The sequence below is a fragment of the Psychrobacter jeotgali genome (assembly GCF_904846315.1).
In the GTDB taxonomy this organism is placed as follows: Bacteria; Pseudomonadota; Gammaproteobacteria; order Pseudomonadales; family Moraxellaceae; genus Psychrobacter; species Psychrobacter jeotgali.
On sequence record NZ_CAJHAF010000001.1, the window covers coordinates 117920 to 134247 of the forward strand.

The following is a 16328-nucleotide window of genomic DNA, read 5'->3' on the forward strand; positions in this document are numbered from 1 at the left end:
AACGTATCAAATCTAATCGTTAATTAATATTAGGTTTGATACGTTTTTAGTTTCAAACATTAGTGTTTTGAAGTAAATAAATTTTATTATATTATTTCTTCAATTTTAGTTAATTACTACTAGCTTTAGGAATCCAGGGTCCCGTATGAATTATCGTGCAGATATACAAGTGATAAGAGGAATAGCTGTAATACTTGTAGTGTTATTTCATTTAGGCTTTAGTTCAATTAAGAGTGGTTTTTTAGGTGTAGACGTCTTTTTTGTTATTAGTGGTTTTTTAATGGCTGTCCTATACGATAAGAACAATATTTCTAATTTTTATTTAAGACGAGCTAAAAGGCTATTACCTGCTTACTATGCAACGATACTTTTTACTCTGCTATTCTCATATTTATTGACTACTCCAAATGAAGCGGTACAAGTAGCTAACCAAGCAAAGTATGCCATTGCTTTTGCATCTAACTTGGGTTTCTGGGCTCAAAACTCTTACTTTAGTACTACTGATTTTAACCCCCTTCTACACTTATGGTCTTTGGGCGTTGAAATGCAGTTCTATCTTATTGTTCCCATACTTTATTGGCTATTCAGTAAGAATAAATACATTTTCCTAGTAATCTTAATCATAAGTTTAGTTACGTGTTTCTTTGTCGTTGGCATCTCTCCAAAAACCTCGTTTTTTATGCTTCCCTTCAGATTATGGGAGTTTCTGCTAGGTTATGGAGCGGCTTATTATTTCACCAATCAAGGTAACTTAAAGTTTACTAGATATAAAGGGTTGGGTTTAGTGGGACTTGTTATATTATTTATAATTCCACTTTTCACTGTAAATGGAGAAGCGCTTAACGTTGTTGATGGTCACCCAGGATTATTTGCTCTAATAGTCACTATCGCTACTGCATTGATTTTAGTCTTTGGTATACCAAGTTTTATTGAAAGCTCTATGGTAGCAAAGCTCTTGGAAAGAATCGGTAAGTATTCATATTCTATTTACTTAGCACACTTCCCTGTCATAGTGCTTTATTTGTCAAAACCATTTAGCGGTACAAATTTAATCATTCCTAGCCTAAAAGATGGCATTATTATAACAATACTCACTATATTGACTTCGGCTTTATTATATTACTTTTTTGAACATAAACGACTCAAGTACAGTGTCAGAAGTCTTGTTATAGGCTCCTCATTAGTAATAGCTTTGTTAGTTTTAATATTACCCCTTATACAGAATAAGTTTTTTACACCACAAGAACATCTGATTTTCCAAGCTTTTAAAGATAGAGGTAATTATCGCTGCGGTAAAATGATAAGAATATTAGAGCCAACAGCTATATCCTGCGATTTGACTCCTGAAATTGATAATCCTAAGCAAAATTTGATGCTTGTTGGGAACAGCCATAGTGATTCAATCAAAGATAGCTTCGTTGAAGAGGCAAAAAAATATCAAGCCAAGCTATTTTTTATGGTTTCAAATGAGCCTTTAATGGAAGGTGATATTAGCGCCAAAAGTTTAATTGAAGAAGCATCTACGAAAGGAGTAAATAAGTTAATTCTTCATTTTAAAAAATCTTCAATATCTGAAGAAACTATTAAAGAGGTAGTTAAAGAAGCAAGGCTTGTTGGGATTAGTGTTTATTTTATTGAACCTGTACCCGAATGGCAAGATAGTGTGCCCGTCTTTATGTATGATGACATTCATAAACAGGATTATGAGGTTGAAAAACAAACTAAAGCGGATTACCTGAGTGATAATTTTAACCAAATTAGTTTTGTTAGAGCCATTGACGAAGATAATTTTGTCTCATTGCCAGTAGTTGATTATTTTTGTACTCCAAATTGCCGATATGCATCTGAGGAGGGTAGGCCATTTTATTTCGATAGCCATCATTTGACTATCACTGGTAGTCATCTCTTTAAAGAGATATACAACACTATTTTACGAGATCAAAAGTCGTTAGCCCCATCGTGAGACTTATTAATTACTATACTGAATAATATTTTGGCGTCTAATCCTATGAAATTTAGAAAAGATATTAATGGCCTTAGGGCGCTTGCTGTTATCTCTGTAGTGTTATTTCACTTTAATGCGGCATGGATGCCAGGTGGCTTTGCCGGAGTTGATGTTTTTTTCGTCATCTCTGGCTTTCTCATGACTGGAATTATTTTTAGAGGTATTGAACAACAAAACTTCTCTATTCTAAAATTCTATGTAGCTCGAGCAAATAGAATCATTCCTGCTTTAGCTTTACTATGCCTAGTATTACTGGTGTTTGGCTGGTTTTATCTAACTCCCATGGAGTACAAAGCACTGGGTAAGCATGCCGCTAGTAGTGTTAGTTTCCTCTCTAATATTGTTTATTGGACAGAAGCGAATTATTTTGATGCCGCTTCTCATGAAAAATGGTTATTACATAGTTGGTCACTATCAGTTGAATGGCAGTTTTATATTATCTATCCGTTAATCTTGGTAGCAATGCGTAAATTCATGTCGATAAAGACTATGAAAGTTATGTTGATAGTAGGAACCGTAGTAGGATTCATATTTTGTGCTTTGGCTAGTTACAGATGGGCAAGCGCTTCTTATTATCTATTGCCGACCAGAGCTTGGGAGATGATGATTGGCGGTGTCGCGTATCTATATCCTTGGACATTATCAGAAAAACGTAAGAAGCTGGTAGAGTGGGTGGGCATAATCTCAATTATTGGTTCTTACTTTTTAGTATCTGCTACAGACCCATGGCCAGGCTATTTAGCTTTATTTCCAGTAATCGGCTCATTCCTAATTATACAAGCTCAACGTAATGATAGTTTTATCACCAGTAATATTGTCTTTCAGAAGTTAGGAAGTTGGTCTTATTCTATTTATCTATGGCACTGGCCACTTGTGGTTGCTATCTACATCTTCTCAATGCCTGACCAGTATATATATATAGGTATGGCATTATCAATATTACTTGGTTTTCTAAGCTATAAATATGTGGAACGAATTAAATTTAAGAGTAATTTCAATAGCTTATTGAGTTATTTTCGTAGCAAGCCTATTTACATTGCAGGTTTTGTAGGGGTAATAGCAGGTCTTGTTTTTATACAAAATGGTGTTGGAAGTCGTTTCTCTTTAAGTGCTACTGATACAGCTATAGCAAAAGATTTAGTCATTCCTTATAGGAGTAATGGTTATTGCTTTTACTCCTCTCACGATCCAAGCTTTGTTGTAAGTCAAAGTGTAGGTACCAACTGCTATTTGGGAGATAAGGAAAAACAATCAACGACTTTACTATTTGGAGATTCCTATGCTGGTCATCTTGAGCCGTTCTTTGATGAAGTATTTAAAGATAATAACGCTTCATTCCAATCTATAGTGACTAATTGGTGTATGCCTTCTCTCAGTGAAAACTATACAGGACCTAAATCTGATAGCGCTTATGACCAATGCTTGTTGAATAGAGCTTATCTAAAAGAAAATATGAGCAATTATAAAAATATAATATTCGCAGGCTCTTGGGATGGTGCTTTAAATCTAGGTTATTTTGAAGATATTGAGCAAGTAGTCGATGAAGCAGCTGAGCTTGATATTAATGTGTTTATTATGGCAGCACCTCATCGTTATATGAAGAGTCCGTTACAGAGCTTCTATAGAAGCATGTATTTTCAAAAGCCATTTAATATGAGCAATATACAAGAGAATGATGTCCTTGTGACTGATGCTAACACGAGATTAGAAAGATTGTCTGAAAACTATGCCAACGTTTACTATCTTGATAGAAGTTTACTCTACCGAGACACTAATACTTTTAATATAGAAGATTATACTATTCCATATAGTTTTGATGGCGGTCATATCTCTGTTCTTGGATCTAAATATGCAGCTAAGCATTTTATGAATCAACAAGATTATGAATTGGTAATGAGCCATTTCGATTTGAAATAGATTATCAATAATTTTTATTAAGAAATACTACATAAAAATTCACAAAGATTCTTTCTCTATCTTAATATCAATCACTATTATTTTAGAATACTGGCTAATTAACCTATGAAATTTAGAAAAGACATAAACGGCTTAAGAGCTATTGCGGTTATAGCTGTAGTCCTGTTTCATTTTAATGCGACATGGATGCCAGGCGGCTTTGCTGGGGTTGATGTATTCTTCGTTATCTCTGGTTTTTTAATGACTGGGATTATCTTTAGAGGTATTGAGCAAGATGATTTCTCTATTCTAAAATTCTATGTAGCCCGAGCCAATCGAATTATTCCTGCTTTAGCGTTGTTGTGTTTAGTATTGCTAGTTTTTGGTTGGTTTTATTTAACACCTTTTGACTATCGAGCTTTAGGTAAACATGCTGCTAGCAGCGTAGGCTTTTTATCTAACTTTGTTTATTGGTCAGAAGCGGGATACTTTGATGCTTCTTCACATGAGAAATGGCTGTTGCATAGTTGGTCGTTATCGGTTGAATGGCAGTTTTATATTATTTACCCTTTAATATTGGTAGCAATGCGTAAATTCATGTCAATAAAGACTATGAAAATTATGCTGATAATAGGAACCGTGATAGGTTTTATATTCTGTGCGTTTGCTAGCTACAAATGGGTAAGTGCCTCATATTATCTACTACCAGCCCGAGCATGGGAGATGATGATTGGTGGTGTCGCGTATCTGTATCCTTGGAGATTACCAGAAAAGCGTAAGAAGATAATAGAATGGATAGGAATAATTGCAATTGTCGGCTCCTACTTTTTAGTATCTGCTGCAAATCCTTGGCCAGGCTATTTAGGACTATTTCCAGTTGTTGGTGCCTTTTTAATTCTTCAGGCCCAAAGAGATGATAGCTTTGTTACTGGAAATATTGTTTTTCAAAAGCTAGGAAGTTGGTCTTATTCTATTTATCTATGGCATTGGCCAATTGTAGTAGCTATATATTATTTTTCCTTAAACGACGCTTACATCTACATAGGTATGATGCTGTCAATATTACTTGGCTTTCTTAGCTACAAGTATGTAGAGAAGATTAGATTTAGAAGTAATTTTTCAACGTTATTCAGTTATTTTAAAAGTGTACCATTATATATTGCAGGAGTATTAGGTGTACTAGGAAGTTTGGTCTATGTACAGTATGACAAGTTGAGTCCTTATCGTTTTACACCAGAGCAAATTAAAATAGTAAATCAACAAAAGAAAGATCCTAGGGAAGGGATGTGTAGCATAGTTACCGATGGTGTATCTGCTAGCTGTACTTATGGCAATGGACCTGTAAAGGCAATAGTTATCGGAGACAGCCACGCTATGGCTCAGAATATCGCTATTGGTAATAGAGCTTCGTTAAATAATGGAAGTATTCTAAGTTTACAGCTTTCAGGGTGCCCTACTATTAAAAATGTTTATACGGTTGATGGTCAAAACAAGGATTATAATTGTGGAAAGTTAGTCGCAAATGCTATTACGACTGCTGCAAAAGATTATCCGAACATTCCAGTTATCATTATTAATAGAGCTTCAGCATATACATACGGAGCTAATGAAGAGTTAGATTTTGAATCACTACCACCTAATAAGTTTGTTGATAAAGTTTTTACCAAAAGAAACGATGAATATAGAGTAAATATAGCAGATCATATGGTCAATACTATATGCGAGTTTACTGAAAGTAATCCCGTTTATCTAATGAGACCGATACCTGAGCTAAAAGTAAATGTGCCTACCACTATGTTTAAAGCATTAAGTTTAAAACAAAATGTAGAAAGAATTAGAATAACACGTGCTGAATACAGTCAACGTCAACAATGGGTTTTTGAGATGCAAAATGAGGCTGTCAAAAGATGTGGCGCTAAGACCATAGATCCTACTCCTTATCTATGTGATAGTGAATATTGCTATGGAGATATCAATGGTATTCCTGCTTATTATGATGATGATCATTTAAGCTTATATGGTGCAGAAGTGATTTCGCCTATATATGACGAGATACTTGAATAGTATTTATTCCAAATGTCAGCAAAAAATATAAAGTGGATATATTCGACACCTCTATTATGCTATTACAACTCAGTATTATTTTATAGAAAAAAGATTTTAGTAGGCCTTTGAACTTATGAAATTTAGAAAAGATATTAATGGCCTTAGGGCGCTTGCTGTTATCTCTGTAGTGTTATTTCACTTTAATGCGGCATGGATGCCAGGTGGCTTTGCCGGAGTTGATGTGTTTTTCGTCATCTCTGGTTTTCTAATGACAGGTATTATTTTTAGAGGTATCGAACAAGATAATTTTTCAGTTCTTAATTTTTATGTTGCTCGTGCTAATAGGATCATTCCTGCTTTAGCGCTACTTTGCTTAGTATTATTAGTATTTGGCTGGTTTTACCTCACACCCTTAGAATACAGATCATTAGGTAAACATGCCGCTAGTAGCGTAGGGTTTTTGTCTAATTTTGTCTATTGGTCAGAAGCGGGTTATTTTGATGCCGCTTCTCATGAGAAATGGCTATTACATACTTGGTCGCTATCGGTTGAATGGCAATTTTATATTATATATCCATTAATACTCTTAGCGTTACGTAGGTTCTTATCTATAAAGGCTTTAAAGTTATTAATTATAGTAGGCACCGTAGGTGGCTTCATCTTCTCTGCTATTGCTACTTACAAATGGCCAAGTGCATCCTACTATCTTTTTCCAATGAGAGCTTGGGAGATGATGATAGGTGGTATCGCCTACCTTTATCCTTTTAAAGTACAAGAGAATAAAAAGCGAATTATAGAATGGACAGGTTTGATTTTAGTTATTGGCTCTTACTTTCTAATATCAGCAGAAAATCCTTGGCCTGGGTATTTAGCTATATTTCCTGTTGTAGGCTCGTTTTTAATTTTACAAGCGCAACGTGACGACAGTATAGTTACTGGTAATGTTGTCTCTCAAAAGCTAGGCTCTTGGTCTTACTCAATCTACCTATGGCATTGGCCTTTGGTCGTTGCCATTTACTTGTTCTCACTACCTACTTACTATATTTATATAGGTATGGCGCTTTCAGTACTGCTTGGCTTCTTAAGTTACAAATATATTGAAAAAATTAAGTTTCAAAGAAGCTTTCCTACTCTTTTAAGTTACTTAAAGAGTAAGCCAATATATATAGCGGGTATTGTTGGTATTTTAGCAGCTACCTTAGTTATAGAGGATGAGACAGTCAGAAGCTATCGTATGTCACCTCAACAAATAGCATTTGTTGATAGTATGGAAAGAGGGAATTATGAGTGCTTTGACAAACCATACCAACATCTTATAGAGAGTGAGTTTTGCACAGTAACGGAAGGTAAAGAGAAGCTTTTAGCTTTTGGAGACAGCCATTCCTATTCACTATTACCCGCAATTGAGAATTTAGCTAAAAATAATAAATTACAGCTTACATACACCGGATATAGTGGGTGTCCCCCTCTTGTAGATACTTATGTGAAACGGGATGACCAAGAAGAAAAGTCGTGCTATGAGTTAAATAATAAAATAAAAGAAAATATTTTGAGTGGCGTCTACGACTATGTACTCTTATCTGCAAGATGGACATACTATACAGAAGGCAACTACGAGAATCCTGACATTCAGTTTATTTATAATGATGCCAATCAAAGTGTAAGTCAGGAAAATTCAATCGAAGTATTCAAGTCAAGTGTTAAAGAGACTTTTGCAGAGTACGCAAAAAGCGATTCTGATATATACGTTATGCTTCAAGTACCTTTACAAGAGAATAAGCCTGATAAAATACTTTTTAATTCGTCAGAAAATAAGGCAACTAACATTGAAGAGCTAAATAGAAACTCTATTTCTACAGAAAAACATAATAATTTTCAGAAAAAGACCAATGATATAATCAATGAAGAAGCAGATCTTTATGCGAATATTAATGTTATAGACCCTACAGCTGCTATGTGTAATAAAGACAACTGTCCAGTTGGAGATATAGAAAGTTCATATTACTTTGATAATGACCATTTGTCTATTGTAGGAAGTTTGAGGCTAGAGGGTTGGTTAGAAGATACTATGATTTCTAAATGACAAAATTATTATACTAGAAGACCAGTTTCTCAGTGGTAACCTTCTCTCCCAGACGTTAGGATAATCATCCCTAAAAGTAAAAACTAAACCGTCCCAAGTATGGGCAATGGCGGCTTCACACCATAAAAGATCAACTTAGGCGGCTTAACTTTATTTGATTAGTGTTTTATGGTTGGGGAAATTGCCTACTCAGTACTATTTTATAGAAAAGAAGACTTTAGTAGGCCTTTAAACTTATGAAATTCAGAAAAGATATCAATGGCTTAAGAGCCTTTGCCGTTATTGCGGTAGTCCTGTTTCACTTCAATGCCGCTTGGATGCCGGGTGGTTTTGCTGGTGTTGATGTCTTTTTCGTCATCTCCGGTTTTTTGATGACTAGCATTATCTTTAGAGGTATCGAACAGCAAGACTTCTCTATTGCAAAGTTCTATATCGCTCGAGGCAATAGAATCATTCCCGCATTAGCGCTACTTTGTGTGGTGCTATTGGTATTTGGTTGGTTTTATTTGACCCCATTAGAATATAAAGCCTTAGGTAAACACGCTGCTCGTACTATTGGTTTTGTATCCAACCACACTTACCTAAAAGAAGCAGGCTATTTTGAAGCGGCCTCTCATGAAAAATGGTTACTACATAGCTGGTCATTATCGGTTGAATGGCAGTTTTATATCATCTATCCATTGATACTATTGGGTTTGCGCAAACTGGTATCACTCAATACTATGAAGCTATTACTGGTATTTGGGACGATTGTCGGTTTTATCTATTGCGTATTTGTGAGTTACTCTACTCCAAACGCTGCTTATTACTTATTACCTGCTAGAGCTTGGGAGATGATGATAGGCGGGGTAGCTTATCTATATCCATTTAAACTATCAGAACCACGAAAGAAAGGGCTAGAATTACTAGGTTTAGCTCTGATCATTGGCTCTTGTTTTTGGATATCAGCAGAAAATGCTTGGCCAGGTTATCTGGCGCTATTTCCAGTACTAGGTTCGTTCTTTATCATTCAAGCACAGCGCAACGACAGTTTGCTTACTGGCAACTTTGTTTTCCAAAAAATAGGTGCTTGGTCTTATTCCATTTATCTTTGGCATTGGCCTATTGTAGTTTTTATTTATAGGGCCTCGTTAGATTCGTTTTATATCTATCTTGGAATGGGACTATCTATTTTTTTAGGCTATCTCAGTTATAAGTACGTCGAGAGAGCCAAGTTAGCTTCATATAGTCAGTGGAAGAATTTATGGCGAGTCAAGCCACTTTATATATTGTTGGCTACTTTTGCATTAGGAACATTGATTTATAAATCTGAGGGTGCCGATATAGATAGGCGCGCTGGAGCTAACTCAGAACAAGCAAAATTTTTGGATTACTATACCACTCAGCACCAAAACTTAGATGAAACCTATTGGCTAAAGTGTAATTCCTATTCTGCTTTAGAAGAAACAGGAACTACTGATATAGATCCTAGTTGTATCACTAAAAAAGGTCATGGCGGTATATTTCTTTGGGGTGATTCTCATGCTGAAGCGCTATCTTTTGGTTTAAGAGAGCTTGCAGAAGCGCAAAACATACCTTTTTATCAAAAGACTTCAGCAGGCTGTATAGTCTCGCTAAGTGAGACTGATAAGCAGACAGGATTAGGCAAAAAAGCTTGTGACTCTTCTAATAAGTTAGCTCTACAAAGTATTAAAAAGCTTAATCCTACTTTAGTAGTTATTGCGCAAGCCAACAGTCATGAAGAGCAAGACTGGCAACAAATAAGTGCTAAAGTAGCATCAATAGCTGACACAAAAATAATAGTGGTTGGACCTGTGTCTCAGTGGCAGCCCTCTCTACCAGACATTATGATCAAACCTAAAAACTGGAAGAGTAAACCACAAATGATAGCTGATAATGGCTTAGATTTAGATATGATAGCTACCGATCAGATAATGAAGAGCCGCAATGAAAACGGCTATAAATACATATCATTAATTGACCAGCTGTGTGAAGAGCATAAAGATGAAGAGGTATACTATTGCAAAGTGCTTGCTGATGATGGAGAGTTGCTACAGGTTGATTATGGTCATCTAAGTAAATCGGGATCTTTGCTCGTAGTTAACGAGATTCTAGCAGAGCCTTTATTAAACCTATATAACAAGTAAAACTTTAGGTTGTTTTCAATGTTCTGTACTCTTTATCGCTGCCAAATCCGGCATCGGCGGCAACTCATCCAAATGACTTAGTCCAAAAGCATCTAAAAACTGCGGCGTCGTATGTAGCAACGCTGGACGCCCTAAAGTATCTTTGTAACCTTCCTCTTTAATCCAGCCTTTATCAAACAGTTGCCGTAATATATTACTCGATAAAGTCACCCCGCGCACGTATTCAATATCGCTACGAGTAACCGGCTGCTTATAAGCTATTACGCTTAGGGTCTCTAGCAACGCCTGACTTAGACGCTGTTGGCGCTGCGGAAACACCCGCTGAATCAGGGCGCTATAACTATCAGCTATTTGCAAGCGATAGCCACTAGCGGTTTCATTTAGACTAAGTACGCCATCACTTAGGCGCTGCTGTAACAGTACCAACGACTGCTCTAACTCTGCTGTCGATAGCGATAAATGCTTTTTTATCGCATTGGCTGTGAGCGGAGTTTCAGAGGCGTGCAATAGTACTTCAATATGTCGGCTATGCGCTTCGGCATTATGGATATCATTGTTGTTTGCCATGCTGGGTTTGCTCTTTATCATTACACCAACCACTCTAGCTTTGACTCACTAATTTGCTTGTGGTTTTCGGTTTTTGTAGGGTGCGTTCCACGCACCAACGCATAAATATGAAAAATATTTCTTTCTATAAACATAGTTTTATGTTCATTTGTTTTTCAAATAACGCTTTTGTATTCAAAATCCAACTCTTAAGTGGTGCGCCGGGCGCACCCTACAATAAGTTAATTTAAGCAAAATATTTTGTATACATTGCAAATGTTGTAGGGTAGCACAGCATACTACACCAACCACTCTAACTGTAGCTGGTTACTATCTTCATGGGTAGCACTTTCCATCACTCCAACCAATTGCCGTTTCATAAGCTCTAACACCGCCACAAAGCTAACTACCACACCGATTTTGCCTTGCGATTTATCTAGTAATGCAAAGAAAGGTAGCGAACCGTTACTACTCAATTGACGGCTGATACTAGCGATACGATCAGATAGAGGGATAGCATCAACCTTGATCGTGTGCATCTGGTAATCGGGCTGTAATTGCATTTTAAAAAGGCTGTCTATCAGTAAGTTGGGCGAATAGCTTGGCAGCTCAGCATTCATGATGCTTTGGTCGGGGATGCTGACTAGCGATAAGAATACGTCACGCTCAAGGCGCACTAGACTGTCTAAGCGCTGGCTGGCTGACTTAATCTGCGCATAGGCCTCTAAACGCTCAATCAGTTCAGCTTTTGGATCACGCTCATCATGCGGTGCTTGCGGTTTGGGTAATAGCAGCTCGGTTTTGATAGCAATCAAGGTCGAGGCCATCAGTAGATAATCGCCCGCCAACTCAAAATGCTCATGACTTAAGCCTTCGATATAAGCTAAGTACTGCTCAGTGATCGGCAGAATGGGCATTTGAGTCAGATCAACGTTGTTCTTTTTGACCAAATACAATAAAAAGTCCAGCGGCCCGGCAAATTGCTCTAGCCAAATAGCAAAAGCGCCAGGGGGTATGTATAAATCCTCTGGCAACTGCTGCACGGGCGTTTGGTAGATACGAATGCTATCAATGCTATCAGGCTCATGATTAATGGCAGCATTGTTAGCAGGATAGCTCGGACTGATCTGCATTAGCTATTTAAGCTTAGCAAGCGGGCGAATCCCAATAGCACGGCGAGTCTTATCCAATTGCTTACGGCTATGACGGCGGGCTTTATCCGCACCCATTTGCAGTATCTCTTCTAACTCTTTGGGATTGTCCATCAGCTGTTGATAACGCTCACGGAAGGGCGCAATCTCGCTATTAATTTTGTCAAATAACACTTGCTTGGCATCACCCCAGCCGATACCTGCGGCGTACTGGGCACGCATATCGGCAATCTCTGCTGGCGTGGCAAAAGCTTTATAAATCTCAAACAGCGCCGAATCATCAGGATCTTTGGGCTCATCTGGCAACTGCGAGTTGGTGACGATTTTCATGATGGCTTTATGCATCTGCTTCTCAGAGCTTACTTGCGGATTGATCTCACCAAACAGCGGGATAGTATTAGCATAGCTTTTACTCATTTTGCGCCCATCAAGCCCTGTTAGTAGCGGAATATCATCATCGACAACCGCACTTGGTAGGGTAAATAGCGACTTATATCTATGGTTGAAAGTACCGGCGATATCTCGTGCCATCTCGATATGCTGAACTTGATCACGGCCCACAGGAACATGAGTGGCATTGAACATCAAAATATCAGCTGCCATTAGCACCGGATAGCCAAACAGTCCCATAGTGACGCCCTGATCAGGATCGACGTCGTCCTTTTCCATATTGATGTCAACGGCTGCTTTATAGGCGTGGGCACGGTTCATCAGCCCTTTAGCACAGGAGCAGTTTAAGATCCAAGCGAGCTCTGGTATCTCAGCGATGTCAGATTGACGATAAAAAGTCACCCGCTCAGGGTCAAGGCCACAGGCGATCCAAGTGGCGGCGATGGCTTTGGTAGATTCATGAATAACAGCCGGGTCATAGCAGCCAATAATGCCGTGATAGTCTGCCAAAAAGAAAAACGCCTCATGATCGCTATTTTGGATAGACTGAATCGCTGGGCGAATGGCACCGACATAATTACCTAGATGCGGAATACCGGTAGGCTTGATGCCGGTTAAAATACGTTTGCTTTCTGAACTAGGAGCGGCATTTGCAGGCACGGCGGCATTATTATTACTCATGAAAAATCCATTATTTATTGTAGAAGCTAAAAGTTAAGGCTATAAAAGGTTAAAAAGGGCGACTTACCGAATACGAAGGATAAATTATAACAAATCTAGCGCTAGGCATATCACTTATAAATATCAGTACGTCCCTCAGGGCCATTTTTAAAGCGTTTATGAAACCACATCCACTGAGTAGGATCAATACGAATCAGCCCTTCTAGAATCTCATTAACCCGAGTAGCATCAGCGACCTCATCCTGCGAGGGATAATTAACCAGCGCCGGCGTAATGGTCAAATGATAATGTGGACGTTTACCGCTGGGCAGGCTATCGGGGGTTTGCCGATAGGTATGTAACGCCATTACGGCTGGAGGATGCTGTTTGCTGCCCATTTTTGCCAAGCGCCGCGGCGTAGTAATTGTAGCCGCCGGAACCCCAAAGAAGGGCGCCATTACCCCTTGCTTCAGTCCATAGTCCTGATCAGGGGAGTACCAAATAACATGGCCTGATTTGATAGAGTTGACCAAACTGCGCATATCCCGGCTGGAGATTTGCTTACCAAAGATAGTGGTACGGCCATTATAGATAAACCAGTCAAGGAGCGCATTATTCTGGGGTCGATACATACAGTCAGTAGCGAAAAACTGAGTACAAAGCAGGCCTCCCAAATCTAACATGGTGTAATGGGCTCCCAATAAAATAACAGCGCGGCCTTCATTTTGAGCATTTACTAAGTGTTGTAGTCCCGATATAGAAACCGTGCGGGTAAATACGTTGGGACGAAACCAAGCGCATAGAGTTTCAAATACGCCGATACCTTGATTGACAAAGACTTGTTTGGCCATCAGCTCGCGTTCAGCTGCTGGCTTTTCAGGAAAGGCCAAGCCTAAGTTAATTAAAGTATCACGGCGCCGCGAGCCTGCTAGCTTGTAAATTAATATACCGAGCTTACGCCCTAGCCAAAACTGCCAACGCAAAGGCAAATAAATCAGCGGCATGATAATAGCAAAGAGTAGCCAAAACCCCCAATATTTAGGCAACAAAAACTGCCACTGAAAGGGTTTTTTAGGCGCTTCAGCGGTCCGCTTTTGGGTTTGCTTGATGGTCGGGGTGCCAGCAGCAATGGCAGGGGATTTAATAGGCTTGCCCTGCGGTGACGACTGTTCTGGCGAATCCTGTTTGGATTTTTTGGGATCAAATAATTCGGGCGCTTTCATAATAAGGGAGCTGATAATAAAAGTTGCTATTATGATGGGGTAGCTGGGCTGGCTTTACAAGGTGAATTTAAAGCTGTTTTGATGAAGTTTTGCTGCGTAAAACGCACGCTAGGCAACGGTAAATATATCTGTACGAGCAATTATTAACCAACCATCAGCCACAAAAAAACCTTATAAGCTGTGACCAACTTATAAGGTTCTGCAAATCTATTACTTTATCTACTCCGCTAGCTTTGATACCAAAGTAATAGCGGTAAATAGATAAAAAATAGCTTTGATTAACGTTTGGAGAATTGTGGACGTTTACGTGCTTTACGTAGACCCACTTTCTTACGTTCAACTTTACGTGGATCACGAGTTACAAAGCCAGCTGCTTTTAGAGCAGGCTTTAGAGTCTCGTCAGCTTCGATAAGAGCGCGAGTGATGCCATGACGAATGGCACCAGCTTGACCACTAATACCACCACCAGCGACAGTAACGTATAAGTCATAGTCGTTAGTAGAGTCTAATAGTTCTAATGGCTGACGAACAACCATGCGTGAAGTTTCACGGCTAAAATATTCATCAAGTGGCTTACCGTTAACAACGATGCTACCAGTACCTTTTGATAAAAAGACACGAGCGGTAGAAGTCTTGCGGCGACCAGTTCCGTAATTGCGTTCCATAAGTATATCCTTAGATGTCTAGTTCTTTAGGTTGCTGGGCTTCATGTGGATGCTCAGTACCCGCATAAAGTTTCAGCTTCTTGATCATCGCATAGCCAAGAGGACCTTTTGGAAGCATGCCCTTAACTGCTTTGTGTAGAACATCTTCAGGCTTATGTGCAATCAGCTTGGTGAAGTTGGTTTCTTTGATACCGCCTGGGTAGCCGCTGTGACGATAATATTTCTTATCTTGAGCTTTTTTACCAGTAACAGCAATCTTTTCGGCATTGATGACCACAATATAGTCACCAGTGTCAACGTGCGGAGTAAAAGAAGCCTTATGCTTACCGCGTAGGCGATGAGCGATTTGGCTAGCTAGGCGACCAAGGGTTTTGCCGTCAGCATCGACAACGTACCAGTCATGGGTCACTTCAGCTGGTTTTGCACTAAGTGTTTTCATGATAAAACCTTAAAATTAAAATTCGTTGAGAGTTTGTCTGGGAACGGGGCTCTCAAAAAACAGACTGCACATTATAAGCAGTAGCGTCTAAGCATGCAAGCTGCATTGTGGTTTATTTTAGCCTGCCGAGTATTAAACAGCTACATTTGGCAGTTTTTAGTCAAAATTTGTAAATTGACGGCTATTATATCATAGCGACTCGCCCGCTAGGTTAATAAAAAAGCTTAAAGCAAAAATTATTAAGATGAAATACTTATGGCGATGAGGGTTAAGACTAGTTTTGCTAGGACCAAGACTATTATGACCAAGACTGTTATGATAAAGAGTGTAATTAAAAATTAAGGGCTCAGTTGATAAAGTCCAGCGACCACTTGACCTACTTTAGTCTGTTTTATGCACTCAAAGCCATTTGGCTTTTGCACTGTCAAAACGGTTTCCATAGAGACGACCCACTGCTGTAAATGCTCAGTCAAATCCTTATCAGCTTCAATATAAATCAGCGTAGTGTTATCAATCAATTCAGCCCTTAGCAGCGCAGTCAAAATAGGCTGCCATAAATCAGCTGCATAAGGCGGGTCAATAAAGACGATATCAAAGGTCGGGTTGCCAGTAGAGTTATTAACACTACTTATTTCATGCTCTGAGCTTTGATTGAACGGATTTAATTGATCGAGCACTTGCTCCGCTGGGCCATATAACACCTGATAACTAGCACTATCGAGGGACAGTTGCTCAGCGCTTTTACGGAGCATTTGGCTCTGCGCTTGATTGGCTTCAATAAAGGTACAGTGCGCCGCCCCGCGTGATAAAGCCTCAAATCCTAAGACGCCGCTACCTGCACAGCTATCTAGCACTCGTGCGCCGTGCAAGTCATTTAATAACCAGTTAAATAAGGTTTCACGCAAACGATCCGGGGTAGGGCGTAGGCCTTCAGCGTCAATAAAGGACACCACTCGCCGTTTAAATTGACCACCTATAATGCGTACATTGCCGACCGCTGAGTTTTTATTTTTAGCGGCTGCTTTTGGCTTACGTTGCCGTGCTGGGGATCTTTTGGCCATAATGACTGCTCTGTTA

The 16328-nt window shown here is 39.0% G+C and carries 12 protein-coding genes; 5 read left to right on the forward strand and 7 right to left on the reverse strand.

Features of this window, described 5'->3' with window-relative positions; genetic code table 11:
• Positions 1-145 precede the first annotated feature (145 nt).
• From JMX18_RS00485 to JMX18_RS00505, 5 genes are all read left to right on the forward strand, one after another.
• Positions 146-1963, forward strand: coding sequence for an acyltransferase family protein (locus JMX18_RS00485; RefSeq protein WP_201582653.1), 1818 nt, complete (start codon positions 146-148; stop codon positions 1961-1963).
• 45 nt (positions 1964-2008) lie between these two features.
• The gene (locus tag JMX18_RS00490; protein ID WP_201582658.1) at positions 2009-3922 is read left to right on the forward strand and encodes an acyltransferase family protein; all 1914 of its coding nucleotides are present in this window, start codon (positions 2009-2011) and stop codon (positions 3920-3922) included.
• Between the two features lie 105 nt (positions 3923-4027).
• The gene (locus JMX18_RS00495; RefSeq protein WP_201582659.1) at positions 4028-5965 is read left to right on the forward strand and encodes an acyltransferase family protein; all 1938 of its coding nucleotides are present in this window, start codon (positions 4028-4030) and stop codon (positions 5963-5965) included.
• Positions 5966-6080: 115 nt separating this feature from the next.
• On the forward strand, positions 6081-8030 hold the full coding sequence (locus JMX18_RS00500; RefSeq protein WP_201582660.1) for an acyltransferase family protein: 1950 nt from the start codon (positions 6081-6083) through the stop codon (positions 8028-8030).
• A gap of 236 nt (positions 8031-8266) precedes the next feature.
• A complete protein-coding gene (locus JMX18_RS00505) occupies positions 8267-10177 on the forward strand; it encodes an acyltransferase family protein (protein ID WP_201582661.1) in 1911 nt (636 codons plus the stop codon).
• A 15-nt stretch (positions 10178-10192) separates the two neighbouring features.
• On the opposite strand, the gene scpB is transcribed toward JMX18_RS00505, so the two are convergent.
• The 7 genes from scpB to rsmD form a co-directional block, all read right to left on the reverse strand.
• Entirely contained in the window at positions 10193-10744 is a 552-nt protein-coding gene (scpB, locus tag JMX18_RS00510; RefSeq protein WP_201582667.1) for an SMC-Scp complex subunit ScpB, read from the reverse strand.
• Between the two features lie 278 nt (positions 10745-11022).
• Positions 11023-11856: a segregation and condensation protein A gene (locus tag JMX18_RS00515; RefSeq protein WP_201582670.1), complete on the reverse strand. Its 834-nt coding sequence runs from the start codon at positions 11854-11856 to the stop codon at positions 11023-11025.
• A gap of 3 nt (positions 11857-11859) precedes the next feature.
• Positions 11860-12945, reverse strand: a complete 1086-nt coding sequence (trpS, locus tag JMX18_RS00520; RefSeq protein WP_201582671.1) for a tryptophan--tRNA ligase — start codon at positions 12943-12945, stop codon at positions 11860-11862.
• A 110-nt stretch (positions 12946-13055) separates the two neighbouring features.
• Positions 13056-14147, reverse strand: coding sequence for an LpxL/LpxP family acyltransferase (locus JMX18_RS00525; RefSeq protein WP_201582672.1), 1092 nt, complete (start codon positions 14145-14147; stop codon positions 13056-13058).
• 278 nt (positions 14148-14425) lie between these two features.
• Positions 14426-14812 carry a 30S ribosomal protein S9 gene (gene rpsI, locus JMX18_RS00530; protein WP_201582673.1) on the reverse strand — a complete coding sequence of 129 codons (387 nt, stop codon included), beginning with the start codon at positions 14810-14812 and terminating at the stop codon, positions 14426-14428.
• Between the two features lie 10 nt (positions 14813-14822).
• A complete protein-coding gene (gene rplM, locus JMX18_RS00535; RefSeq protein WP_201582674.1) occupies positions 14823-15251 on the reverse strand; it encodes a 50S ribosomal protein L13 in 429 nt (142 codons plus the stop codon).
• A 338-nt stretch (positions 15252-15589) separates the two neighbouring features.
• On the reverse strand, positions 15590-16312 hold the full coding sequence (gene rsmD / locus JMX18_RS00540) for a 16S rRNA (guanine(966)-N(2))-methyltransferase RsmD (RefSeq protein WP_201582677.1): 723 nt from the start codon (positions 16310-16312) through the stop codon (positions 15590-15592).
• Between the last annotated feature and the right edge of the window lie 16 nt (positions 16313-16328).

Excerpts from the sequence above, each read along its gene's own strand:
- JMX18_RS00500 (WP_201582660.1), top strand. The coding sequence starts at position 6,081 with ATGAAATTTAGAAAAGATATTAATGGCCTTAGGGCGCTTGCTGTTATC.
- rsmD (WP_201582677.1), bottom strand. The coding sequence starts at position 16,312 with ATGGCCAAAAGATCCCCAGCACGGCAACGTAAGCCAAAAGCAGCCGCT.
- JMX18_RS00525 (WP_201582672.1), bottom strand. The coding sequence starts at position 14,147 with ATGAAAGCGCCCGAATTATTTGATCCCAAAAAATCCAAACAGGATTCG.
- scpB (WP_201582667.1), bottom strand. The coding sequence starts at position 10,744 with ATGGCAAACAACAATGATATCCATAATGCCGAAGCGCATAGCCGACAT.
- JMX18_RS00495 (WP_201582659.1), top strand. The coding sequence starts at position 4,028 with ATGAAATTTAGAAAAGACATAAACGGCTTAAGAGCTATTGCGGTTATA.
- rplM (WP_201582674.1), bottom strand. The coding sequence starts at position 15,251 with ATGAAAACACTTAGTGCAAAACCAGCTGAAGTGACCCATGACTGGTAC.
- JMX18_RS00515 (WP_201582670.1), bottom strand. The coding sequence starts at position 11,856 with ATGCAGATCAGTCCGAGCTATCCTGCTAACAATGCTGCCATTAATCAT.
- JMX18_RS00490 (WP_201582658.1), top strand. The coding sequence starts at position 2,009 with ATGAAATTTAGAAAAGATATTAATGGCCTTAGGGCGCTTGCTGTTATC.
- JMX18_RS00505 (WP_201582661.1), top strand. The coding sequence starts at position 8,267 with ATGAAATTCAGAAAAGATATCAATGGCTTAAGAGCCTTTGCCGTTATT.
- rpsI (WP_201582673.1), bottom strand. The coding sequence starts at position 14,812 with ATGGAACGCAATTACGGAACTGGTCGCCGCAAGACTTCTACCGCTCGT.
- JMX18_RS00485 (WP_201582653.1), top strand. The coding sequence starts at position 146 with ATGAATTATCGTGCAGATATACAAGTGATAAGAGGAATAGCTGTAATA.
- trpS (WP_201582671.1), bottom strand. The coding sequence starts at position 12,945 with ATGAGTAATAATAATGCCGCCGTGCCTGCAAATGCCGCTCCTAGTTCA.